General features: G+C 68.1%; 21 protein-coding genes. 7 read left to right on the forward strand and 14 right to left on the reverse strand.

Features of this window, described 5'->3' with window-relative positions; genetic code table 11:
* Nucleotides 1–93: 93 nt before the first annotated feature.
* The 5 genes from OG801_RS09495 to OG801_RS09515 all read left to right on the forward strand — a co-directional run bounded on the left by OG801_RS09495 (nucleotide 94) and on the right by OG801_RS09515 (nucleotide 4,121).
* Nucleotides 94–1,422, forward strand: coding sequence for a magnesium transporter MgtE N-terminal domain-containing protein (locus tag OG801_RS09495; RefSeq protein WP_406035447.1), 1,329 nt, complete (start codon nucleotides 94–96; stop codon nucleotides 1,420–1,422).
* Nucleotides 1,415–1,963: a DUF1003 domain-containing protein gene (locus tag OG801_RS09500; protein WP_355022001.1), complete on the forward strand. Its 549-nt coding sequence runs from the start codon at nucleotides 1,415–1,417 to the stop codon at nucleotides 1,961–1,963. Before OG801_RS09495 ends, OG801_RS09500 begins: the two co-directional genes overlap by 8 nt.
* A gap of 11 nt (nucleotides 1,964–1,974) precedes the next feature.
* Nucleotides 1,975–3,120 (forward strand): P-loop NTPase, encoded by a 1,146-nt coding sequence (locus tag OG801_RS09505; protein ID WP_355022000.1) that lies wholly within the window; start codon nucleotides 1,975–1,977, stop codon nucleotides 3,118–3,120.
* An 18-nt stretch (nucleotides 3,121–3,138) separates the two neighbouring features.
* The gene (locus OG801_RS09510) at nucleotides 3,139–3,468 is read left to right on the forward strand and encodes a sec-independent translocase (protein WP_355021999.1); all 330 of its coding nucleotides are present in this window, start codon (nucleotides 3,139–3,141) and stop codon (nucleotides 3,466–3,468) included.
* Nucleotides 3,469–3,578: 110 nt separating this feature from the next.
* A complete protein-coding gene (locus OG801_RS09515; protein WP_355021998.1) occupies nucleotides 3,579–4,121 on the forward strand; it encodes an Rv3235 family protein in 543 nt (180 codons plus the stop codon).
* A gap of 62 nt (nucleotides 4,122–4,183) precedes the next feature.
* Here OG801_RS09515 and secA read toward each other — a convergent pair whose 3' ends face one another.
* The 10 genes from secA to ahcY all read right to left on the reverse strand — a co-directional run bounded on the left by secA (nucleotide 4,184) and on the right by ahcY (nucleotide 17,284).
* A complete protein-coding gene (secA, locus tag OG801_RS09520) occupies nucleotides 4,184–7,084 on the reverse strand; it encodes a preprotein translocase subunit SecA (protein ID WP_406035449.1) in 2,901 nt (966 codons plus the stop codon).
* 66 nt (nucleotides 7,085–7,150) lie between these two features.
* Complete coding sequence (locus OG801_RS09525) at nucleotides 7,151–8,362, reverse strand: winged helix-turn-helix domain-containing protein (protein WP_406035451.1); 1,212 nt, start codon at nucleotides 8,360–8,362, stop codon at nucleotides 7,151–7,153.
* A 95-nt stretch (nucleotides 8,363–8,457) separates the two neighbouring features.
* A complete protein-coding gene (locus tag OG801_RS09530) occupies nucleotides 8,458–8,928 on the reverse strand; it encodes a hemerythrin domain-containing protein (RefSeq protein WP_355021995.1) in 471 nt (156 codons plus the stop codon).
* A 99-nt stretch (nucleotides 8,929–9,027) separates the two neighbouring features.
* Nucleotides 9,028–9,708 carry a response regulator transcription factor gene (locus OG801_RS09535; RefSeq protein ID WP_045547972.1) on the reverse strand — a complete coding sequence of 227 codons (681 nt, stop codon included), beginning with the start codon at nucleotides 9,706–9,708 and terminating at the stop codon, nucleotides 9,028–9,030.
* Between the two features lie 114 nt (nucleotides 9,709–9,822).
* Nucleotides 9,823–10,464: a ribosome hibernation-promoting factor, HPF/YfiA family gene (hpf, locus tag OG801_RS09540; protein WP_350715432.1), complete on the reverse strand. Its 642-nt coding sequence runs from the start codon at nucleotides 10,462–10,464 to the stop codon at nucleotides 9,823–9,825.
* A gap of 406 nt (nucleotides 10,465–10,870) precedes the next feature.
* Nucleotides 10,871–11,575 (reverse strand): ComF family protein, encoded by a 705-nt coding sequence (locus tag OG801_RS09545; RefSeq protein WP_406035454.1) that lies wholly within the window; start codon nucleotides 11,573–11,575, stop codon nucleotides 10,871–10,873.
* A gap of 72 nt (nucleotides 11,576–11,647) precedes the next feature.
* Nucleotides 11,648–13,366 (reverse strand): LpqB family beta-propeller domain-containing protein, encoded by a 1,719-nt coding sequence (locus OG801_RS09550; RefSeq protein WP_406035455.1) that lies wholly within the window; start codon nucleotides 13,364–13,366, stop codon nucleotides 11,648–11,650.
* Nucleotides 13,363–14,979, reverse strand: a complete 1,617-nt coding sequence (gene mtrB / locus OG801_RS09555) for an MtrAB system histidine kinase MtrB (protein ID WP_406035457.1) — start codon at nucleotides 14,977–14,979, stop codon at nucleotides 13,363–13,365. The genes OG801_RS09550 and mtrB overlap by 4 nt, the downstream gene beginning before the upstream one ends.
* Nucleotides 14,976–15,683, reverse strand: coding sequence for an MtrAB system response regulator MtrA (mtrA, locus tag OG801_RS09560; RefSeq protein WP_355021991.1), 708 nt, complete (start codon nucleotides 15,681–15,683; stop codon nucleotides 14,976–14,978). Before mtrA ends, mtrB begins: the two co-directional genes overlap by 4 nt.
* 161 nt (nucleotides 15,684–15,844) lie before the next feature.
* Nucleotides 15,845–17,284, reverse strand: coding sequence for an adenosylhomocysteinase (ahcY, locus tag OG801_RS09565; RefSeq protein WP_355017892.1), 1,440 nt, complete (start codon nucleotides 17,282–17,284; stop codon nucleotides 15,845–15,847).
* A gap of 176 nt (nucleotides 17,285–17,460) precedes the next feature.
* On the opposite strand from ahcY, the gene OG801_RS09570 reads away from it, so the two are divergent.
* Both OG801_RS09570 and OG801_RS09575 read left to right on the forward strand, forming a co-directional pair.
* Entirely contained in the window at nucleotides 17,461–18,630 is a 1,170-nt protein-coding gene (locus OG801_RS09570; RefSeq protein WP_406035459.1) for a serine hydrolase domain-containing protein, read from the forward strand.
* Nucleotides 18,627–19,952 carry a flavin-containing monooxygenase gene (locus OG801_RS09575; protein ID WP_406035461.1) on the forward strand — a complete coding sequence of 442 codons (1,326 nt, stop codon included), beginning with the start codon at nucleotides 18,627–18,629 and terminating at the stop codon, nucleotides 19,950–19,952. The genes OG801_RS09570 and OG801_RS09575 overlap by 4 nt, the downstream gene beginning before the upstream one ends.
* 11 nt (nucleotides 19,953–19,963) lie before the next feature.
* On the opposite strand, the gene OG801_RS09580 is transcribed toward OG801_RS09575, so the two are convergent.
* The 4 genes from OG801_RS09580 to OG801_RS09595 all read right to left on the reverse strand — a co-directional run bounded on the left by OG801_RS09580 (nucleotide 19,964) and on the right by OG801_RS09595 (nucleotide 24,050).
* Nucleotides 19,964–20,923, reverse strand: coding sequence for a DUF808 domain-containing protein (locus OG801_RS09580; protein WP_355017889.1), 960 nt, complete (start codon nucleotides 20,921–20,923; stop codon nucleotides 19,964–19,966).
* Between the two features lie 27 nt (nucleotides 20,924–20,950).
* Nucleotides 20,951–21,769: a substrate-binding periplasmic protein gene (locus OG801_RS09585; RefSeq protein WP_406035464.1), complete on the reverse strand. Its 819-nt coding sequence runs from the start codon at nucleotides 21,767–21,769 to the stop codon at nucleotides 20,951–20,953.
* Nucleotides 21,770–21,889: 120 nt separating this feature from the next.
* Complete coding sequence (locus OG801_RS09590) at nucleotides 21,890–22,702, reverse strand: transporter substrate-binding domain-containing protein (protein WP_355017887.1); 813 nt, start codon at nucleotides 22,700–22,702, stop codon at nucleotides 21,890–21,892.
* Nucleotides 22,703–23,018: 316 nt separating this feature from the next.
* Complete coding sequence (locus OG801_RS09595; protein WP_355017886.1) at nucleotides 23,019–24,050, reverse strand: SIS domain-containing protein; 1,032 nt, start codon at nucleotides 24,048–24,050, stop codon at nucleotides 23,019–23,021.

Below are 24,050 nucleotides of genomic sequence, written 5' to 3' on the forward strand. Positions count from 1 at the left end.
CCGAGCGGTTCGGATAGCTCATCGAATTCGCGTTCGGTGCCAGCGCGTGAGCGTCGAAGCGACCTAGTGGGGGACATGTCATAACGTGGGCCCGTGAGCACCTCGCCCAACCGCGTCTACGCGGCACGCCTGGTCGGCCTTCCGATCTTCGACCCGCTCGGTGAGCAGGTCGGCAAGGTGCGAGATCTCGTGGTCACGGTCAGATCCGACGCCCGGCAGCCGCGCGTGCTGGGCCTGGTCGTCGAGGTCTTCGGTCGCCGGCGCATCTTCGTGCCGATGACCCGGGTGACCAGCATCGACGCCGGTCAGATCTACACGACCGGTCTGCTCAACATGCGCCGCTTCCAGCAGCGTTCGACCGAGACCCTGGTGATCGGCCAGATGTTCGACCGTCAGGTCACCATCCGCCCCACCGGCGTCGTCGGGACCGTCTACGACGTCGGCATGGAGCAGGCCCGCAACCGCGACTGGCTGCTTTCCCGGGTCGCGGTCCAGGAGCCTTCCAAGGCGCTGCGCCGCCGCGGCCAGACCCACGTGGTCGAGTGGAGCGACACCGAGGGGCTGGCCAGCCGCTCCCCCACGCAGGCCGCGACCCACCTCGTCCAGGCGATCCACGACATGCGCCCGGCCGATGCCGCGACGATGATCCACGAGCTCCCGCCCGAGCGCCAGCGACAGGTCGTCGCCGCCCTCGACGACGAGCGCCTCGCCGAGGTGCTCGAGGAACTGCCCGAGGACGACCAGGTCGCCATCGTGCGGGCCCTGGACTCCGAGCGTGCCGCCGACGTGCTCGAGGAGATGTCCCCCGACGACGCCGCCGACCTCATCGCCGAGCTGCCCGAGGAGACCGCCACCCTGCTGCTCGAGCTGATGCAGCCCGAGGACGCCAAGGACGTACTCCGGCTCATGTCCTACGAGGAGGACACCGCCGGCTCGATGATGACCCCCGAGCCGGTCATCGTCGGCCCCGACGCGACCATCGCCGACGCGCTCGCTCTCGTACGCAACCCCGACCTCACTCCCGCCCAGGCTGCCCTGGTCTACGTCTGCCGCCCTCCGCTGGAGACGCCGACCGGCAAGTTCCTCGGCATCGCCCATATCCAGCGGCTGCTGCGCGAGCCACCGTCCACGCTGGTCGCGGGCGCGCTCGACGAGTCCCTGGAGCCGCTGCGCCCCGAGGACAGCACCGAGCAGGTCGCGGCCCACCTGGCGACGTACAACCTGGTCGCCGCTCCCGTCGTCGACGAGAACGGCCATCTGGCCGGCGCGGTCACGGTCGACGACCTGCTCGACCACCTGCTCCCGGAGAACTGGCGCGAGAACCTCGCCCGCCAGGAGTCGCCCATCGAGCCGCGGCCCGACACCAGGCCCGACACACGTCCCAACAAGGTGATCACGCCGGAGATGGTGCGACGTGGCTGACACCCGCGCCGCCCGCGGCCGCCTCGACACCCCGCGGGAGCTGCGCCGCCCGCTGGTCCGGCGGCCCACCTTCCGCGCCGACGCCTTCGGCTCCTTCGCCGAGGCCTTCGCTCGCTACATGGGCACCGCCCGGTTCATCGCCTGGATGACGATGGTCGTGGTCATCTGGGTCGTCTGGAACCTCCTCGTTCCGAAGGACTGGCGCTTCGACGAGTTCCCGTTCATCTTCCTGACCCTGGCGCTGAGCCTGCAGGCGTCGTACGCCGCGCCGCTGATCCTGCTCGCGCAGAACCGCCAGGAGGACCGCGACCGGGCCATCGCCGAGCAGGACCGTCGCATCGCCTCGCAGTCCAAGGCCGACATGGAGTTCCTCGCCCGCGAGACCGCGTCGCTGCGGATGGCCCTCGGCGAGGTCGCCACCCGCGACTACCTCCGCTCCGAGCTCCGGCTGCTCCTCGAGGAGCTCGACGAGCGCGACCGTCACCGCGGTCCGATCGACCAGCCCTCGGGCGATGCTGGAGACTCCCCACGTACGACGTAGGCTTGCATACCGTGAGTAGCCCGCTTCTCGACCGTGTCAACGCAGCCCTGGCGACCGTTCAGGACCCGGAGATCAAACGTCCCATCACCGAGCTGGGGATGGTCGACTCCGTCTCGATCGACGACGCAGGTCTCGTCAGCGTCAAGGTGCTGCTGACCGTCGCCGGCTGCCCGCTCAAGGACACCATCAACCGCGACACCACCGCCGCGCTCGAGAAGGTCGACGGCGTCACCGGCGTCGACCTCGAGCTGGGTGTGATGACCAACGAGCAGCGCACCGAGATGCGCAACGGGCTCACCGGCGGCCAGGCGCAGCGGGAGATCCCCTTCGCCCAGCCGGGCTCGCTGACCAAGGTCTTCGCGATCGCGTCGGGCAAGGGCGGTGTCGGCAAGTCGTCGGTCACGGTCAACCTGGCCGTCGCGCTCGCCCAGCAGGGTCTCAAGGTCGGCATCGTCGACGCCGACATCTACGGCCACTCGGTGCCCGCGATGCTGGGCGTGGCCGACTCCCGGCCGACCCAGGTCGACGACCTGATCATGCCGGTCCCGACCGCCTCGGGCGTCTCGGTGATCTCGATCGGGATGCTCAAGCCGCGCCGCGACCAGGTCGTCGCCTGGCGCGGACCGATGCTCGACCGGGCCCTGGTCCAGATGCTCTCCGACGTCTACTGGGGCGACCTCGACGCGCTGCTGCTCGACCTGCCCCCGGGCACCGGCGACGTGGCGATCTCGCTGGGCCAGCACCTACCCAACGCCGAGATCGTCGTAGTCACCACCCCGCAGGAGGCCGCCGCCGAGGTGGCCGAGCGGGCCGGCACGATGGCCGAGATGATGCACCAGCGCGTCGTCGGTGTCGTGGAGAACATGTCCTGGCTCGTCCTGCCCGACGGCTCCAAGATGGAGGTCTTCGGCTCCGGCGGTGGCCAGCGGGTCGCCGACACCCTCTCCCAGCGCTTCGGCTCGAAGGTCCCGCTGCTCGCCCAGATCCCGCTGGAGCAGACCCTGCGCGAGGCCGGCGACGCCGGGAAGCCGATCGTCGAGTCCGACCCGACTGCCGAGTCGGCCAAGGTGTTGGCCGAGGTGGCGCGTACGATCTCGGGCCGCGGCCGCGGGCTCGCGGGCATGCAACTGGGCCTCACTCCCACCTCCAAGCTCTGAGCCTGTAGGTTCACCTCCGTGTTCGGCATCGGCTTCGCGGAGCTTGCCGTCATCGTCGTGATCGCCATCCTGGTCTTCGGGCCGGACAAGATCCCCGACATGGCACGGCAGATCGCCCGCCTCCTCCACCAGGTGCGCAACCTGGCCAACAACGCGCGAGACGATTTGCGCGGAGAGCTCGGGCCCGCCTACCAGGACCTCGAGCTGCGCGACCTCGACCCGCGTCGCATCGTCAGCAGACAGATCCAGGAAGCTCTCGCCGACATCGAGGAGGAAGAGGCGCGCGCCAAGGCGCCCAGGCCTCTTCTGGCCGGCGAGAAGCCGCCCTACGACGACCAGGCAACGTAGCCCGTCCCTCCAGTCTCCTTTGTCACAGCAGAACCTTCTGTTACTCGCCGGTTTAGAACCACGAATAACGGGTAAGAGAAGGTTGCCTGCGTAGAAAGGAGTTTGCGCCCATGAGCGCTCTACCATCTCGGGACCCTGATCCTGCGGAGCCGGATCCGCAACGCCCTGCCGAGGTGCCCCTGGCCGATGTCCAGGGCACGCTCGCCTTCGATCTACAGCCACGCCTGGACCCGCCGCAGCCGGACCGGAGCGGGCAGGATGACGCCCTGCTGGCCGAGCCGATTCCGATCGTCCCGGCCCGCGGCCATCTGAACGCATGGATCCCACAGTTCGCCCAGAAGATCGCCGAGGTCGTCGGCGGGGACCGGCCGGCGAGCCAGCTGGTCCGCTGGACGACCAAGGAGGTCGTCGCCGATCTGCGCTACCGCGCCGCTCTGACCGCCCGTAGCGGGGCGTACGAGCCCGGGTTGGGCCGCCACCAGCCGGTCCGTCCCCGCGTCTATCGATGGCACCTTCACGTCGTCACCGACACCATCGTCGAGGCCACCGCCACGATCAAGTACGGCCACGGCTACCGCGCGATGGCCCTCCGCTTCGAGCAGAGCGGCGAGAACTGGATCTGCACGGTCCTCAACTTCGGGCCGTACACATAAAACCATGGAGCGCTGTACGTACCTGGTACGTACAGCGCTCCACGGGTTATCGCTGAGGGTCCTCAGCCGTTGACGCGGGTGGTGAGGCCGGTCGGGCCGCCGGGGCGGCCGTGACACTGCTTGAACTTCTTGCCCGAGCCGCAGGGGCACTGCTCGTTGCGGCCGATCTTGGCGTAGGGGTCGTCGGCGTTGCTGACGGCGCCCTGCGCCTCGGCCTGACCCTGCTCGTCCGGGCCGGAGAAGGCCAGGTGCTTGGGGGTGGCAGGCTTCTGCAGGCCCTTGGCGTGGATCTGGGGAGCGCCGGCGCTGGACACGGGGGCGGCGGGCTGCGACTTCAGGGCGGCGGAGATGTCCTGGAGACCACCGGCCTGACCGACGCCGACCGGCGGCTCTGCGAGCGCGCCCTCGTGCATCGGACCAGCGTGACGGGTGCCGTCGGGGTGGTAGTGGAACTCCGGCTCCGCCTGCTCGACCTGGACCTCCAGGTTGAACAGGTAGCCGACCGCGGCCTCCTTGATGCCGTCCATCATCGCGGTGAACATGTCGTAGCCCTCGCGCTGGTACTCCACCAGCGGGTCACGCTGCGAGTAGGCCCGCAGACCGATGCCCTCGCGCAGGTAGTCCATCTCGTAGAGGTGCTCGCGCCACTTGCGGTCCAGCACCGAGAGGACGACCTGGCGCTCGACCTCGCGCATGCCCTCGGAGCCGATCTCCTCCTCGCGGCGGTCGTACGCCTCCTGGGCGTCCTTCTTGAGGATCTCGATCAGCTCGTTGCGGTCGAGGTCGTCCTTGCTGCCGCCGGCGTCCGCGATCAGCTTCTCGGGCTCGACCGAGACCGGCCACATCTGCTTGAGGTCGGTCCACAGCTGGTCGAGGTCCCACTCCTCGGCGTACTCCTGGGTCGCGCCGGTGACGACGCCGGTGACGACGTCGTCGATGAAGGTGCGGATCTGGTCCTCGAGGTCGGCGCCCTCGAGCACCTCGCGGCGCTCGGCGTAGATCACCTTGCGCTGGCGGTCCATGACGTCGTCGTACTTGAGGACGTTCTTGCGGGACTCGAAGTTCTGGCCCTCGACCTGGGTCTGCGCGTTGGCGATCGACTTGGTCACCGACTTCGCCTCGATCGGCACGTCGTCGGGGATCTTCAGCGTGGTCAGGATGCGGTCGACCCACTCGCCCTTGAACAGGCGCATCAGGTCGTCCTCCAGCGACAGGTAGAAGCGGGACTCGCCCGGGTCACCCTGACGGCCGGAACGACCACGCAGCTGGTTGTCGATGCGGCGGGACTCGTGGCGCTCGGTGCCGAGGACGTAGAGACCACCCAGCTCGGTGACCTCCTCGTGCTCTGCGGCGACCTGCTTCTTGATCCGCTCGACGGTCGGCGCCCAGGCCTGCTCGTACGCTTCGGCGGTCTCGCCGGTGGGCTCCAGGCCCTGCTTGCGGAGCTCTTGGTCGGCCAGGAAGTCGACGGAGCCACCGAGCATGATGTCGGTGCCTCGACCGGCCATGTTGGTGGCGACGGTGACCGCGCCCTTGTGGCCGGCCAGCGCGACGATCTTGGCCTCGTCGGCGTGGTACTTCGCGTTGAGGACGGTGTGCGGGACACCGCGCTTCTTGAGGATGTTGCCGAGGTACTCGGACTTCTCCACCGACACGGTGCCGACCAGCACCGGCTGGCCCTTCTTGTGGCGCTCGACCAGGTCGTCGGCGACCGCCTCGTACTTCGCCTCCTCGGTGCGGTAGACGAGGTCGGGCTGGTCCTTGCGGATCATCGGCTTGTTGGTCGGGATCGGGACCACGCCGAGCTTGTAGATCTTGTCGAACTCCGACTCCTCGGTCATGGCCGTACCGGTCATGCCGGAGAGCTTCTCGTAGAGGCGGAAGTAGTTCTGCAGGGTGATGCTCGCCAGGGTCTGGTACTCCTCGCGGACCTTCACACCCTCCTTGGCCTCGATCGCCTGGTGCAGGCCGTCGTTGTAGCGGCGACCGGCGAGCATGCGGCCGGTGTGCTCGTCGACGATCAGGACCTCGTCGTTGGCGACGACGTACTCCTTGTCGCGGCGGAAGAGCTCCTTGGCCTTGATCGAGTTGTTCATGAACGAGATCAGCGGGGTGTTGACCGCCTCGTAGAGGTTCTCGATGCCGAGGTGGTCCTCGACCCGGGTGATGCCTCGCTCGAGAACGGCGATGGTGCGCTTCTTCTCGTCGACCTCGTAGTCGACGTCCTTGGTCAGCGTCTTGGCGATCGTGGCGAACTCGTCGTACCACTTCACGTCGTCCTCGGTCGGGCCCGAGATGATCAGCGGGGTGCGGGCCTCGTCGATGAGGATCGAGTCGACCTCGTCGACGATCGCGAAGAAGTGGCTGCGCTGGACAAGGTCGGCCATCGAGGAGGCCATGTTGTCGCGCAGGTAGTCGAAGCCGAGCTCGTTGTTGGTGCCGTAGGTGATGTCGCAGTTGTAGGCCTCGCGGCGCTGCGCCGGGGTCATCTGCGGCAGGATCACGCCGACCGTGAGGCCGAGGAAGCCGTAGATGCGGCCCATCATCTCGGCCTGGAACTTGGCCAGGTAGTCGTTGACCGTGACGACATGGACGCCCTTGCCGGCCAGGGCGTTGAGGTAGGCCGGGAGCACCGCGGTCTGGGTCTTGCCCTCACCGGTCTTCATCTCGGCGATGTTGCCGAGGTGGAGCGCCGCACCGCCCTGGATCTGCACGTCGTAGTGACGCTGGCCCAGGACGCGCTTGGTGACCTCGCGGACCGTGGCGAACGCCTCGGCCATGATGTCGTCGAGATCCTCGCCGTTCTCCAGGCGTTGCTTGAACTCGTCGGTCATCCCGCGCAGCTCGTCATCGCTCATCGCGACGAACTCGTCCTCGATCGCGTTGACGGCCTTCGAGATGGCCTCGAGCTCGCGAAGGATCTTGCCTTCGCCGAGGCGAAGGATCTTGTCGAGAATTGCCACGGTGGCGGGCTCCTACTAGCGGCAGACAGATAGCACGCTCACTCTACCCACCTCCCGGTCACCCACTCACACCAACGGCGCAAGCAGGGGTGCCAGGTCGCCCTTGGGATCGACCTCGATGGCGCTCAGGCCCAGCCAGCCGGCGAGCCGCTCGAGCTCTGCCGCCAGCTCGATGGCCGTCTCCACGGGCGCGCCCTCCTCCGTATAAGCACCCTTGACCTGGAGCGTTCCGCTCTTGCGATCGGCCTTCAGGTCGACGCGGCCGACGATGTGCTCGCCGAGGAGGAACGGCAGCACGTAGTAGCCGTGGATCCGCTTGGGCGCCGGCGTGTAGATCTCGATCCGGTAGAAGAAGTCGAAGAGCGCCTCGGTGCGCTCCCGCTCCCAGACCAGCGGGTCGAACGGGCTCAGCAGCGCACGGACCTCGACGCGCCGCGGGAGGCGGGACCCCGAGAAGAGGTACGCCTGCTTGCGGATGCCCTCGACCGCGACCGGCTCCACCTCGCCGGCGTCGATGAGCTGGTTGAGTGCGCGTGTCGTGTCGTCGACGCGCATCCGGAAGTAGTCGGCGATGTCCTTGGCGGTGCCGACCCCGTGGGACCGGGTGGCGCGGCGTACGAGCTCGAGGTGGGCCTCCTCCTTCGACGGCGTCGGCGCGTCCAGGTGGATCCGCGGGATGACGCGCTCGGGCAGGTCGTAGGCGACCTCGAACTGGTCGTTGCGGTGCGAGATCGCCAGCTCGCCGAACATGTAGAGGATGTCGAGGGTCTTGCGCGAGTCGGACCAGTTCCAGCCCCAGTGGTCCTTGGTCTGGGGGCCCGCGTCGTCGAGCACCTTGGCCGCATCGCGCGCGGTGAGCGCTCCCTGCTCGGCCACCAGCGCCACCACCTTCTCCTTCATCCCGTCCGGCACGCTCCCCCACCACTTCGAGCCCTTCTGGGCGCGGTAGTGGTCCATCCGCCACCGCATGTGCGGCCACAGCTCGACCGGCATGAACGCCTGCACGTGGGCCCAGTACTCGACCATCCGGCGGTCCTTGAGGCCCTTGCTGGCGCGGTGCAGGAGCCTGGTGTCGTACGCCCCCATCCGGCTGTAGAGCGGCATGTAGTGCGCGCGCTGCAGGACGTTGACCGAGTCCACCTGGAGGACGCCGGTGCGCTCGAGCGTGCGCTGGAACGTACGCATCGTCGGCGTCGTGTGGGGCTTGTCGGCGAACCCCTGCGCCGCCAGCGCGATCCGGCGGGCCTGGGAGCGGCTGAGTGTCTGAGAGCGAGGCACGAGACCGACTCTAGAGCCGGTTCCGGACAAGTCTCGTCCGGAACCGGCTCCCGCCGAACCGTTGCAGCGCTCAGCCGGTGAAAGAAAAGTTTCTTTCACAGCGGGCCGAAGACCTCGCCGACGTCCGCATCGAGCCTCAAGGTGTCGAGCACGCTCAGCAGCTTGCGCTCCTCGAAGCGGAAGTGGGACTCCATGATCGCGGAGATGCCCTCGAGGTGCTTGCCGAGGTCTTCGGGGGTTGCGGCCCGATCGACGGCGGCCTGGAGGCCGCCGAGGAGGTGGCCGATCATGGAGTGGTCCTGCTCGAGATAGCGGATCGTCTCGCGCAGCTCCGGGTGTGACCGGGCGATCGCCGGGAAGAGCTCCCGGTCCTCGCCCTCGTGATGGCCGGTCAGGGCCGCGCAGAACCCATGACAGAACAGCAGCAGGTCACGAGCCGCGGGCTCGGCGGGATCTCCCGCGGCGATGGTCTCCTGCGTCACCCGCAGGGCCTTGCGCAGACGCTCGTGCACGTCGCGCATCTCGTTGCTCCAGGCGATCAGCCTGGTCTTCTCGCCCTCAGTCACGTGAGGGCGAAGGGGACGACAACATCAGTCGTGCTCCTTCGAATCCGGCGCCTCCATGCCTGACACGGTCTGCCACCGGCACGCGACGCTGGCGTCAGCCTAGTCCACGTTGAGGAGCTTTTGGCGCACGGCGTACATGACCGCCTCCATGCGCGAGTGAGCCTGGAGCTTCTCCAGGATGTTGCGTACGTGGTTCTTGACCGTGTTCTCCGAGATGAACAGCCGCTTGGCGATCTCGCGGTTGTTGAGGCCCTTGGCGACCAGGCCGAGGACCTCGAGCTCGCGGTCGGTGAGCTTGGGGCCGGGGACCGGGGAGCGGTCCGGCCGGGACATCTGCTTGAACTCCTCCATCAGCTTGACCGCCATGGAGGGGCTGATCAGGGACTGGCCGTCGGCGACGACCCGGATCGCCTGGGCGACCTGGTCGATCGAGGAGTCCTTGAGGAGGTAGCCCATCGCGCCGGCCTTGACCGCGTCGTAGAGGTCGGCCTCCTCGTCGGAGACGGTCAGCATGATGATGTTGGCCGAAGGGACGGCCTCCTTGATGGCGACGCAGGCCTCCAGTCCGGTCTGCTTCGGCATGCGTACGTCCAGCAGCACGACGTCCGGAGCGGAAGCCGCGGCGCGCTCGGTGCCTTCGATGCCGTTAGTCGCCTCTCCGATGACCTCGATGCCGGGCTCACTCGCCAGCAGCGCGACCAGGCCCCTTCGGAAGAGCTCCTGGTCGTCGACAACCAAGACGCGGACCGGCTCACGATCGGCACCAGATGTAGATGACACGAATGCATCATGGCACGTAACTGATGATGACAAAGAGAATGGCCGGGACTCATCCACCTGAGGGATGGATAAGTCCCGGCCGACGTGCTTACGAGCGGTTGCTCGTCACAGCCGTCAGACGAGGTCTGCGCGGTTGAGCGCGATCACCCCGTAGTCGTATCCCCGCCGGCGGTAGACGACCGCCGGCCGCATCGAGTCCTTGTCGATGTAGAGGTAGAAGTCGTGTCCGACCAGCTCCATCTCGTAGAGGGCCTGGTCAAGCGTCATCGGCTCCGCGGTGTGCGTCTTCTCCCGGACCACCAAGGGCCCCTCCCCCGTCACCGTGATCGGACCGACCTGGTGCTCCCGTACCGTCTCCTCCTCGAACTGCTCGGACTCGGACGTCGTGGCCAGGCCGTCGGGCTCGATGCCCGCGAGTGCCTGTCCGACGGATACCGGCGTACGACGGCCGCGGTGGACTCTGCGGCGGTCGGCGGCTCGGCGCATCTGGGATGCCATCTTGTCGACAGCCAGGTCCAGCGCCCCCATCTTGTCCTCGGCACACGCCTCGGCCCGGATGACCGGACCCTTCGAGTATGCGGTGAGCTCGACGTGTACGGCGCCCTTGTGCTGGCGCGGGTTGGGCTCGTTGTCGACCTCCACGTTGATCCTGATGATGCGGTGGTCGTGCTTCTCGAGCTTCGCGAGCTTCTCTGCTACGTGAGCGCGATAGCGGTCTGAGACCTCGGCGTTGCGGGCCGTGACGACAACTTCCATCGGTACCTCCCGGTGTTTCGGGGTTGGCGGGATCCCGGACGGTCAGCGCATGTGACCTCCGGGGTACGGAGTCCGCCTGGCCGACCTGGTCTTCGACCCCACAATCGCCTGCTGAGGCTTAGCAGCTTGATGCCACTCCACCTTCTCCTTGCTGGTTCCCGTATCTGACGGGAGGGCAAGGGCAGGACTTATCTCTAAGCCGCACCGTGATCCCCTTGCCCCAAAATCTGGGTGCGTAGGGTTACGTGGACCGTTTCGCCTGCGACTGGCATCGGCTTGCCGCTCGGATGCCCGCAATGCGGACCTCTCTGCGACGCAACCACGGACCCAGGCGGACTCCATGTAGTGACGGTAGTTCGCCGATCTGCCCCACGAAAGCCCTTCAACAGAATTACATGACGGTTTCCTACATTTGAACGCGAGACCGACGCTGGGTGGCCGCTACGGTCGCAATCGCTTTCACGCCGAGACCGACCGATTCCAGCGCTCGTTGAGCCTCCCGCGCGGTCGCGCCGGTGGTGATCACGTCGTCGCAGACGATGAGCGTCGCTCGCGGGATCTTCCTGGCAAGTGTCCGGATGCCGGACGCGGGACAGGTGATCGAACCGTCGAGGTTGGCCTGTCGCTGCCGGGAGTCGAGACCGGCCTGGTCCGCGACACCGGGTCTGGTGCGGAGCAGCTGGTGATGGCGTACGCCGAGCCCGTGCCGCCTCAGCATCGCGGCTGCCCTGCGCGTGATCGCCTCGGTGCTGTCGAGGCCGCGCTCGCGTACGGAGGCCGGGCGCGACGGGACCGGGACGAGGACGGTCGGGCCGGTGCCGGTCGTCGCCATCGCCTCGAGGACGGAGAGCGCGAGCAGGCCGGCCAGAGGCCTGCGGAGGCCGAGGAGCTGGTGTTCCTTCAGACCGATGACGAGCTGCTTGAGGGTGCCGTCGTATGGCCCTGCCGCGAAGACCGGGGCGATGCCCGGCGGCGCCGGGGTCGGCGGGCTCGGCCGGGCCGTGTCCGGGAGGTCGGCCCGGCAGTCGTGGCAGAGCAGCCTGCCGGGCCGTCGGCAGCCGACGCAGCGGCCGCCGACGACCAGGTCGTGCCAGGCGTCTGCAAGGTCCATGGGTGGAGTGGACCAAGTGCGTGCCACGGGGGCAACCAGGGGCCGCGTACCTGTGGATAAATCTGTGGAGAGTCAGCCCTGATAGGTGATGTCGGAGAGGTCGGAGGGCAGCTCCAGGTCGAACCGGTCGAGGGGATCCAGGAGGGTCCAACTGGAGACGGCATAGAGGCGGGCCGAGGCCACCGGGGAGCCGACGACACCGGTGACCCGGTCGCTGAGGGTGTAGCGCTCGCCGCTGGGGGCACCGTCGAGCGAGACCGACTGGAAGAGCGCGGTCGAGCTGATCTGCTGGACCGCGACGATGGTGGTCGGCGAGGTCCAGGCGATGTCGGTGACCCGCATCGACCCGGAGTCCGGGTGCGGCAGCAGGACGGCCGACGTCGCGGTCGTGATCTCGCCCTTCGAGCTGGCCCGCAGTCGGCTGACCACGATCCGGTCCGAGGACTCGCCGTCGATCACCGCCACGAACCGGGTGCCGTCACGGGAGACCAGGAACCGGGTCACGTTCTCCCCCGTCACGCCGGGCACCGCGACGCGGACGCGGCGGTCGCCGTCGACGTACATCACCCGGGCGCCGGTCGAGTCCTTGTCGACCAGCCACAGCCGGCCGGCGAGGTCCCAGGAGGGCCTCAGCAGCCGGGTGCCCTTCACCGGGGCCCTGGACAGCTCGCCGTCGCTGGTCAGCTCACCGACGACGACGCCGGTGCGGTCGGCGGTGATCGCGGCGGCGGTCGAGCCGTCGGCGTCGACGGCGACGTCGGTCACGCCGTGGGACTTCGCCCAGGCGCCGAGCACCGGCACCCACGGGTCGCCGTTCTCCCCGGTGCTGGTCACCAGCGCGCCGCCACGCAGCGCGTAGAGGTCGACCCGCGCGGAGGTGCCGTTGGGATCGTATCCGCCGCCGCTGTCGACGCTGAACGTCTCTCCGTAGCCCGGCAGCACCACCGGCTCCCCGTCGATCGTGAGCCGGATACGTTCCACGCTGACGTCCTGCCGCAGGGTCCAGGCCAGCTGGGCGCCCATGAGCTGGAGCTCCTCGGAGCTGTGGTCATCCAGGTCACCGGCGAGGTCGACCTCGGCCACCCCGTCGCGTACGTCCACCGAGCGGGGCTCGTCCGCCTCGGGCGGGAGCGCGCTGCGGATCACGCCCTGCGCCTCCTCCCCCGGGCCGCTCAGCAGGCTGGAGACCAGGGTGGTGGCGTAGGAGGTGCCCTTGGGGGCGAAGATCGGCTCCGGCACCAGGGTGTGGCCGGTCGGTTCGACGTAGTAGAGGTTGCTGCGGGCGAAGTGGGTCAGGAACCAGTCCTCCTCGACCACCAAAGCGTTGGGCGCCGAGCTGATCCGCCACTCGCCCTCCGCGCGGGTCAGCTCGAAGTCGAGGATCGCCTGCGAGGCGGCCAGCTTGCCGCGCCATACGCCCCGCTCGTCGAGCCAGCCGGCGTCCTCCAGCTCCACCGACACCCGCGGTGAGGAGCTGACGTGGCTGCCGAGCTCGCCGTAGACCAGGGTGCGGCCGGCCGGCGCCCAGTTCATCGCCGCGTCCTTGGTGAGGTAGCGGCGGGCATAGGCGGTGCTCATCGGGGTGGCCTTCATCGCGTCGAGGAAGCCGTCGACGATCTCGCCCGAGGACGCTCCCGCGCGCGGGGCGCCGGGGTTGTAGGGGATGACCTCCTCCTGCACGTCCGGCGCGGCCAGGTCGACGCTCTGGACGGGGCCGGAGTCGGGCACGCCCGTGCACGCCGAGACGAGGAGTGCGAGCGCGGCCAGGAAGACGGCGAAGACGGGTCTCACGATGCCTCCAGGGTGTCACGGGCGTCTGCCGGGACGAGCGGGAGCGGGCTGTGCCTCAGCGCCGCGCCGGCATAGCGCGGAAGCGTGAGCCGGAACTGCGCACCCTGGTCCGGGCGGCCCCAGGCCTGCAGCCAGCCTCCGTGGAGATGGGCGTCCTCGAGGGAGATCGACAGGCCCAGGCCGGTGCCGCCGCTGGAACGGTCCCGGGCAGGGTCGGCTCGCCAGAACCGGTTGAAGACCAGGGCGGTCTCCCCCGGGGCCAGCCCGACACCGTGGTCGCGCACGGTCAGCGCCGCCGCGTGCTCGTCGCTGTCGATCCGGATGGTGACGGTCTGTCCCACCAGAGCATGGTCGGTGGCGTTGGCCACCAGGTTGCGTACGATCCGCTCGACCCGGCGATGGTCGACCTGGGCGATGCACGGATGACTCGGAGCGACGACCTTCAGCTCGATGTCGCGCTTGTCGGCGAGCGGCGTGTAGGCCTCGACGACGGCGTAGGCCAGCGCGGTCAGGTCCGTGTCGTAGAGGTCGAGCACGGCCGCGCCGGCGTCGAAGCGACTGATCTCGAGCAGGTCGCTCAGGAGCGTCTCGAACCGGTCCAGCTCGGTCTGCAGCAGCTCGGCCGCCCGAGCCGTCGGGGCGTCGAAGGTGTCCCTGGCCTCGTAGAGGACGTCGCTGGCCATGCGGACGGTGGTGAGCGGCGTACGCAGCTCGTGGGAGACGTCGGAGCTGAACCGTCGCTGGACGCGGGAGAGGTGCTCGAGCTGCCGGATCTGGTTCTGCAGCCCGCTGGCCATCTGGTTGAACGAGAGAGCCAGGCCGGTGAGGTCGTCCTCGCCGTGGACGACCATCCGCTCCTCGAGGCGGCCGGCGGCGAGCCGCTCGGCGGTCCTGCGGGCGATCCGGATGGGCGTGACGACGTGGCGGGTCACGATCCAGCTGCCGACGCCGATCAGCAGGATCAGGATCGCGCCGGCGGCCAGCAGCCCGCGGGTGATGACGCCGAGCGTCTCCTGCTCCTGGTCCATCGGGAAGAGGAAGTAGATGTTGTACGTGTCGTCGTGCAGCTCCAGCTGCGACCCGATCACGATGCCGGGGGTCGTCGACCGCTCGCCGTCGTCGTAGGAGATCCGGGTGTAGGTCCAGGCCGGCTCGGCGCGGTTCGTCTGGAAGCGGTCCTCGAGCGTGCGCGGGACGCTGCGTACGTCCACACCGGGTGTCCACTCGACACCGTCGTCGCTGATCCGGCCGGAGGTCGAGGTCACCGGACCGGCCATGACGACGCCGTAGCCGCGCGAGACGCTGCGCTGGATGATCGGGTCGCCCAGATCGTTGCGCTGCAGCGGCGTGCCGCCGTTGGCGCCCGAGGTCTCCGCGATGCTCGAGCGGGCCGCGGAGAGCTCCTCGGAGGCCTCCGCCTTCGCCGCGGCGACCCGGTCCTGGACCAGCTCGTCGCCGATCTGCTCGAGCAGGATCAGCCCGACCAGGCTGACGGCGGCCGCGGTGAGGAGCACGGTGTAGACCACGACGCGGGTCTGGATCGACCGGCGCCAGGTGGTCAGGAGCTTCTTGGGCGTCCGGGCTGTGGTGCGGACGACCTGCTGGAGCGTCACACGGGCCCCGCCTTGTAGCCGACGCCGCGGACGGTGACGACGATCTCGGGGTTCTCCGGGTCGTGCTCGACCTTGGAGCGCAGCCGCTGGACGTGCACGTTGACCAGGCGCGTGTCGGCGGCGTGACGGTAGCCCCACACCTGCTCCAGCAGCACCTCGCGGGAGAAGACCTGGTGGGGCTTGCGGGCCAGGCACTCCAGCAGGTCGAACTCCAGCGGCGTCAGCTGGATCTGCTCGTCGCCACGGGTCACCTGGTGGCCGGCCACGTCGATGGTGAGGTCGCCGATCTCCAGCACCTCGGGCACGGCGTCGCCGTGCCTGCGGACCCGCGCCCGGATCCTTGCGATCAACTCCTTGGGCTTGAACGGCTTGACCACGTAGTCGTCGGCCCCGGACTCGAGTCCGACCACCACGTCCACCGTGTCGCCCTTCGCGGTGAGCATGACGATCGGCACGCCCGACTCCTTGCGGATCTGCTTGCACACCTCGATGCCGTCCATCCCGGGAAGCATCAGGTCGAGCAGCACCACGTCGGGCTTGTAGTCGTGGAACGCCGGCAGCGCCATGTCACCACGAGAGACGAGCTGTGAGTCGAACCCCTCTTGTCTCAGCACGATCGCAAGCATCTCGCTCAGCGAGGCATCATCATCGACGACGAGGACCTTGCCCTTGGCGGGCTGGTCGGGAGCACTGCGATCGGCCATGTGTCCGATTCTGTCACCCAGTGCGTGCGACGCGTCACATGAGCCACCCCACAACGCGCGAGTCGGCTCGTCCTGACCCGATTCCCTGCCGAGTCGGCTCGTCATGACGAGCCGACTCGGCGAGGTTTTCGGTCAGAACGAGCCGACTCGGCGAGGGTTGGTCAGTAGCGGTAGTGGTCCGACTTGTAGGGCCCCTCGACCGGGACGCCGAGGTAGTCGGCCTGCACCTGCTTGAGCTCGGTGAGCTCGACACCGAGGGCGCCGAGGTGGAGGCGGGCGACCTCCTCGTCGAGTGCCTTGGGCAGGACGTAGACGCCGATCGGGTACTCGTCGGTCTTGGTGAAGAGCTCGATCTGCGCCAGCGTCTGGTTGGTGAAGGAGTTCGACATCACGAAGCTCGGGTGACCGGTGGCGTTGCCCAGGTTGAGCAGGCGGCCCTCGGAGAGCACGATGATCTTCTTCCCATCAGGGAAGATCCACTGGTGGACCTGCGGCTTGATCTCGTCCTTGACGATGCCCGGGATCTTCGCGAGGCCGGCCATGTCGATCTCGTTGTCGAAGTGGCCGATGTTGCCGACGATGGCCTGGTTCTTCATCTTCTCGAAGTGCTCGACCCGGATGATGTCGAAGTTGCCGGTCGTGGTGATGAAGATGTCGGCGGTCTCGACGACCGACTCCAGGCGGCGGACCTCGTAGCCGTCCATCGCCGCCTGCAGCGCGCAGATCGGGTCGATCTCGGTGACGATGACGCGAGCGCCCTGGCCGCGCAGCGACTCCGCGGAGCCCTTGCCGACGTCGCCGTAGCCGCACACGACCGCGACCTTGCCGCCGATCATCACGTCGGTGGCGCGGTTGATGCCGTCGATGAGCGAGTGGCGGCAGCCGTACTTGTTGTCGAACTTCGACTTGGTGACCGAGTCGTTGACGTTGATCGCCGGGAAGAGGAGCGAGCCCTCCTTGAACCGGTCGTAGAGGCGCAGGACACCGGTGGTGGTCTCCTCGGTGACGCCCTTGATGCCGTTGGCGATGTTGGTCCAGCGCTGCGGGTCGTTCGTCAGCGAACGGTCGAGGACCCGGAGGACCTCCTTGAACTCCTCGTTGTCGGTGGAGTCCTGGCCCGGCACGGCGCCGGCCTTCTCGAACTCGACACCCTTGTGGACGAGCAGCGTGATGTCGCCGCCGTCGTCGAGGAGCATGTTGGGGCCGACCTTGTTGCCGTCGGCGTCGGTGAAGTCGAAGACCTTCTCGGCCTCGTCCCAGTACTCCGCCAGGGTCTCGCCCTTCCAGGCGAAGACCGGGGTGCCCTGGGGGTCCTCGGCGGTGCCGTTGCCGACGACGACGGCAGCGGCGGCGTGGTCCTGGGTGGAGAAGATGTTGCAGGTGGCCCAGCGCACGTCGGCGCCGAGCGCGGTCAGCGTCTCGATCAGGACGCCGGTCTGGATCGTCATGTGCAGCGAGCCGGCGATGCGGGCGCCCTTGAGCGGCTGGTCCTTGCCGTAGCGCTCGCGCATGGCCATCAGGCCCGGCATCTCGTGCTCGGCGAGGGAGAGCTCCTTGCGGCCGAACTCGGCCAGGCTCAGGTCGGCAACCTTGTAGTCCATGGTTATTCCTTACCGAAGTTAATGCGGGCCTGCGTCGCGCATCTGCGCATCAGCGGGATCTCCCACGCAGGTTGCTCTCAGACTACAAGCGCTGGTCGACGGGAGCGGTAATCCGCAACCAACAGTTCGCCCGTAACCCTGTCGAAAACTAGAACAAGTTCCTATTATTGGCGGGCATGACGGCAACCACACCCGACCCGCACACGGTCCAGGGCGACTGCGCCTCTGCGTACGCGCCCCTGCGCGACCTGCTCGCGCGCAACCTCTCCTCCGGAGCCGACCTCGGTGCCTCCGTCGCGGTGATCCGTGACGGCGAGGTCGTGGCTGATCTGTGGGGTGGTGAGGCCCGGCCGGGCGAGGCGTGGCAGGAGGACACCATCGTCCGGGTCTGGTCGGTGACCAAGACGATGGCTTCTCTGACCGCGCTCGTGCTCGCCGACCGTGGCCAGCTGGACCTGGACGCTCCGGTCGCGGACTACTGGCCTTCGTTCGCCGACGAGCGGGTTCTCGTACGTCAGCTGCTCTCTCACACCTCCGGCATGTCCGGGTGGACCGAGCGGCTCTCCACCGAGGCGCTCCTGGACCTGCCGCTCGCCAACGAGATGCTCGCCCGGCAGGAACCCTGGTTCGAGCCGGGCTCGGGGTCGGGGTACCACATGGTCTCCTACGGGCATCTGGTCGACGGCCTGGTCCGTGCCGCCACCGGGAAGCCGCTCTCGGAGGTGTTCGCCGAGCTGGTCGCGGGGCCGCTGAGGGCCGACTTCCACCTGGGTGTCCCGGAGAGCGAGCTCGGCCGCTGCGCCGACCTCGAGGCTCCCCCGCCCGGAGGGATCGACGTCGCCGCGCTGCCCGAGGGCAACCTGATGATCCCGACCCTGGTCAACCCGAGGCTGGATCCGGCCGAGTTCAACACGGCCCCGATGCGTACGGTCTCGTTGGCGGGGATCAACGGGCACGGCAACGCCCGCTCGATCGCCCGGATCCAGTCGGCCGTCTCCCACGGTGGGGAGGTCGACGGCGTACGTCTGCTGTCACCGACCACGATCGAGCGGATCTTCGAGGTGCAGGCCGACGGTGTCGACCAGGTACTGCTGATGCCGATGCGATGGGGAATCGGCTACGGCCTGCCGCAGCCGGTCGCGGCGCCGGCGGTGCCCGAGGGACGGGTCTGCTGGTGGACCGGCTACGGCGGCGCGATCGTGGTCAACGACCTGGAACGACGGGTCACGGTGGCGTACGCGATGAACCGAATGACCCAGCACATGACCTCCTCGCAGCGCACCGACGCCTATGTGCGCACCGCCTTCGAGTGCGTGGAGGCGGCCGGCATGGAGGTGGCCCGATGAGCGAGGTCAAGGTCTGCATCATCGGCGCCGGTTGCTCGGGGATCACGACGGCCAAGCGGCTCAAGGAGTTCCGGGTCGCCTACGACCAGTTCGAGCTCTCCGACGACGTCGGCGGGAACTGGTACTTCCGCAACCCCAACGGGCTCTCCTCGGTCTACGAGTCGTTGCACATCGACACCTCGACCAGCCGACTGGAGTTCGAGGACTTCCCCGCGCCGGTGTCGTTCCCGCACTTCCCGCACCACACCCTGATCCACCAGTACTTCCGCGACTACACCGACCACTTCGGGCTGCGGGAGCAGATCACGTTCAACACCGGCGTCGAACGAGCCACGCAGCGCGAGGACGGCTCCTGGGAGGTCAGCCTGTCGACCGGGGAGACCCGCTCCTACACCGATCTGGTGGTCGCCAACGGCCACCACTGGTCACCGCGGCTGCCTGCCTGGGAAGGCGAGTTCGCCGGCGAGATCGTCCACAGCCATTCCTACGTCTCCCCGTTCGAGCCCGTCGAGATCCGCGGCAAGCGGGTGATCGTGGTCGGGATGGGCAACTCGGCGATGGACATCGCCTCGGAGCTGTCCTCGCCGTGGATGGCGTCGAAGCTGTACGTCTCCGCGCGCCGGGGCGTGTGGGTGCTGCCGAAGTATCGCAACGGGCAGCCTGCCGACAAGGTGATGGCGCCGCCCGACATCCCCAAGGAACAGGCATTGGCGGCCTCCCGCGAACTGATCCGCGGGCTGGTCGGGTCGATGTCGACGTACGGGCTCCCGGAGCCCGACCACGAGCCGCTGTCCGCGCATCCGTCGGTCAGCGCCGACTTCCTGACCAAGGCCGGCTCGGGCGACATCCACATGCTTCCCGAGATCGCTCGGTTCGAGGGATCGACGGTGCACCTCGTCGACGGCTCGTCGGTCGAGGCGGACGTGGTGATCGCGGCGACCGGCTACGACATGTCGTTCCCGTTCTTCGACCCCGCCGAGGTCTCGCTGCATCCCGACGCCGACCACCGCTATCCGCTGTTCAAGCGGATGATCAATCCGGGCGCCGACCACCTCTACTTCGTGGGGCTCGCCCAGTCCTCCCCCACCATCGTCAACCTCGCCGAGCAGCAGTCCAAGCTCCTGGCCCGCCTGCTGACCGGGAGCTATGCGCTTCCACCTGTCGAGGAGCAGGAGCGCATCCTGAAGGCCGACGAGGAGGCTCACCTGGAGCAGTACTACGCCGCCCCACGCCACACCATCCAGATCGACTTCGCCCGCTACGTCGTCGACCTGATGGCCGAGATCGAGGCCGGGGAGGCACGAGCAACCGGGGCCGGGTAGGCGCAGGTGCGTCAGTGCTTCTTCTTGAACGGCAGCAGGTGGAGTACGCCGACCACGATCGCGCCGACGATGAGCCCGACGAGCGCGGAGAAGAAGGTGTTGACCAGCCAGGCCGCAGCTGCGCCGACGGCGCCGAGGGCGTGGTGGACCTCCTCCTCGAGGTGGTGCACGGTGTCGTAGGGCCACGCCCAGCCGGGGTGGCCGGCGGCGAGGCCGTTGACGTCGTGGACACCGACCAGAATCAGGTGGCCACCGACCCAGAGCATCGCGACGGTGCCGACGACCGAGATCACGGCGAGCACCTTCGGCATCGCGGAGACCATGCCCAGGCCGAGCCGCTGGGCGAAGGCGCCGGGGCGCTGGGAGAGCGACAGGCCGGCGTCGTCCATCTTCACGATCAGGGCGACCACGCCGTAGACCACGATCGTGATCAGGAAGGCGACCGCCACCAGGGCGCCGAGCCGCATCCAGAAGCCCTGGTCGATGACCTCGTTGAGCGCGATCACCATGATCTCGGTGGAGAGGATCAGGTCGGTGCGTACGGCACCCGCGATCATCGTCTTCTCGGCCTCGGGCCCTTCCTCGACGACCGGCGTCTCGTGGGCGTGCTCGTGCGGCCGGACCCACTCCAGCACCTTCTCGGCGCCCTCATAGGCGAGGAAGGCGCCACCGAGCATCAGGATCGGGGTGATCGCCCACGGCGCCCACTGCGCCAGGATCAGCGCCACCGGCAGGATGATCAGCAGCTTGTTGCGCAGCGAGCCGAAGGCGATCTTCTTGATGATCGGCACCTCGCGCTCTGCGGCGATGCCGTGGACGTACTGCGGCGTCACCGCGGTGTCGTCGATGACGACACCGGCGGCCTTGGCCGAGGCCTTGCCGGCGGCAGCGCCGACGTCATCGACGGACGCAGCCGCCAGCTTGGCGATGGCGGCTACGTCGTCGAGGAGTGCGAAGAGTCCGGCGCTCATGCTCGGAACCTTATCGGGTGGGTCCCGTTACTCGACGCCCTGCTCCCGGAACCGCTCCGAGAGCGGGTACTCCCTGAAGTAGTCGGTCTTGATCCGCAGCCAGTCGCCGTTGACGATCATCTCGTCGATCGCGTCGTCGGCCTGGTCCCTGAGCCCGTCGCCCTTGCGGAAGACGAAGGCGATGGGTGCCTTGTCGGACGGAAAGACGATCCGCTCCTCCATCGTGATCGGGGCGCTCTTGATCAGTCCTTCGGTGAACGGCGCATCGTAGAAGAACGAGTCCGCCTTGCCCGCGGCGACCGCCTCGAGCGCGGCCGCCTCGTTCTTCCGCTTCACGATCTCGGCCTTGGGGAAGCGGGCCTTGAGGATGCTCTCCTGCGCGGTGCCGTCCACGATGGCGACCCGGGTGCCGTTGATGTCCTTGAGCTTCTTGATCGGGGAGTTCTTCGGGGTGGTGAAGGACAGGTAGGTGACGAAGTAGGGGTGCGAGAAGTCGTAGGCCTCCTCGCGCTCCTCGGTGACACTGACCTGGGAGGCGATCATGTCGATCTTGCCTTCGTCGAGAGCCGTGAACAGGTCGGCGAAGTCCATCGGTATGAAGGACGGCTTGATGCCGAGCGACTCGGTCACGCCGAGGGCCATCTCGTAGTCGAAGCCCTTGGCGGCGGAGCCTTCGGTGTAGTAGACCGGGGCGCTGTCCAGCACACCGACCTTGAGCTGGCCGTCATCGGCTGCGCTGCTGCGCCTGGCGGAGGAGGGGCCGGTCGTCTCAACCGTGTTGGAGACCACGATCAGGATCACCAGAAGGGTGACCGCGCCCGCAAGGATGAACTTCAGGGATTTCATACGACGTCCTGGTTGGGGGGAGGGGTGCGCCGAGACACTGTGACCTGGCTGAGCCAGGCCAGCGGGCATCGTAGGCTACTGGACTTCAGGCGCCCCAAAGTGGGGCGAGCTGGGTCAGGCTCAGGCGCCCTTGTCCTTGAAGACCTCCGAGAGCGGGTACTCCTTGAAGTACTCCTTCTTGATCTTCAGCCACTTCCCATCGAGGATCATCTCCTCGAGGACCCCGTCGATCGTCTCCTTGCGCTCGTCACCCTTCTGCATGACGAACCCGATCGGAGCATCGTCCGCCGGGTAGACGATCGCCTCCTTCAGGGTGATCGGCGCCCGGCCGATGATCGGCGCGGTGTAGGGCGCGTCGTAGAAGAACGCGTCGGCCTCGCCGGTCTCGATCGCCTTGACCGCGGAGTCCTCGTCCTTGGCCTTGATGACGTTGACGTTCTCGTACTGCTCGTCGAGGTAGCGCTCGTGGATGGTGCCCTCGACGACCGCGATGTTCTTGCCGTTGATGTCCTCGCGCTTCTTGATGGGCGAGTCCTCCGGGGTGAGGAAGGACAGGTACGTGACGAAGTAGGGCGCGGTGAAGTCGAAGTCCTGCTTCCGCTCCGCGGTCTCGGTGACCTGGGCGCCGATCATGTCGATCTCACCGGCCTCGAGCGCGGTGAAGAGGTCGCTGAAGTCCATCACTACGAACTCCGGCTTGGCACCCAGACCCTCGGCGACGCCGAGCGCCATCTCGTAGTCGAACCCTTTGGTCACGCCGTCGACCTTGTAGAAGGCCGGCTCGGTACCGTCGACACCGATCCGCAGCGTGCCCCCGGCGGAGGCACTCTTCTCGTCGGTCGCTTTGGGGGCTGGGTCGGCGAAATAGCCGCCGATGACCAGGACCCCTAGGAGGGCCAGGGCGCCGGCGACGACAAACTTGATGTGATTCATGCGGAAGTCCTGTGTTTTCGGGATGGTGGGGCATGCCCGTCACGTCGGCGCCGAGAATCCGAGACGTGCTGGCCAAGAGTGGCCGGACGATGTTGCATCAAACACCTGTCTGCTCCCCCGCGTCCAGGTTTTCGTCCATCGTCGTCACGATCTGTCGCGATCCGTGACCGAACCTTCACCGCAGTGCGTGACACAGATCACTCGCATCGTTCACCTTCGAGAAGCCGGCCCAGGTGAACGGAATCAAACACAGACACCCGCGCATCAGGCGCCCTTTTCCCTGAAGACCTCACACGGTTCGGTCCGTCATTCGGAATTAACCGTCGTTAACCAGGCCCAAACGAAGATACTCCGCGGAGTATGTGCCCTGGAGCAGCAGGGACGCGTAGCGGGCGACCTCCGTGGTCGCGTTCGCCTCGACGACCTCCACCCGTACGCCGCGCGTGTCCGCCGCCTCGGTGAGCAGGCGTCGCTGCTCGACCATGATCGGATCGGTCGCGCCGTCGTCGAGGATGACCAGAACGGGACGTACGGACGCCTCCTCCTCGGCGAAGGGGTCGTCGAAGACGTTGCGCGGCCGCGCCGCCTCGAGGACCGGGAGCAGGTCGTCGGCGTCACCGGCGATGGCACCGCGGCCGCTGGCCCGGCGCAGGTTCTCGGCGACTCGACGGGCCGCGCGAGCGGCCAGGACGGAGCCACCCCACACGACCGGGAGCGAGTCGGCCAGCGAGATCGCCAGGATCTTGCCCGGGTTGACCGAGATGTCGCGATGCGGCGAGCAGGCGGTGGCGACGTCGTCGAGCGCGTCGGCCACCTTGTCCGCGTCGGCCTCCGGGCCGAGACCGACCGAGTTGAGGTAGGTGAGCATCAGGATCGCCATCGCGAGCGTGTCGCCGCCCTCGACCGGGAGCAGGGTGCTGTCGCGCCCCTCGGCGTGCTGGGCGACCAGCGACTTCTCCGGAGCGGCCACGACCAGCTGGGCGCCACGGCGGACGGCCTCGGCGGCGGCCGAGGCCTCACCCGGGTCGGAGCCGGTCGGGGCCAGCACGACCACGAGGTCGAGACTCCCCGCCCAGCCCGGCAGGCCCGGGGCCGGCCAGGCGACGAACGGCACCGGGCAGAACGGCTCGAGGACGGCGCGCAGCAGGCGCGAGTCGGGACCCGCCGCGACGACGGCCCGGGGGCGGCCGGTCTCTGCGGCGCGGCGTACGGCCTCCTGCAGGGGCTCTGCGGCACCCGCAGCCTCCCGGCGGACCCGGGCTCCGGACTCGGCCAGCGAACGCAGCAGCAGGTCGATACCGGCCAGCGCCCGCTCGTCGTCCAGCCTGGACTCGTCGAACCAGGTCAT

This window comes from Nocardioides sp. NBC_00163 (genome assembly GCF_045206295.1).
In the GTDB taxonomy this organism is placed as follows: Bacteria; Actinomycetota; Actinomycetes; order Propionibacteriales; family Nocardioidaceae; genus Nocardioides.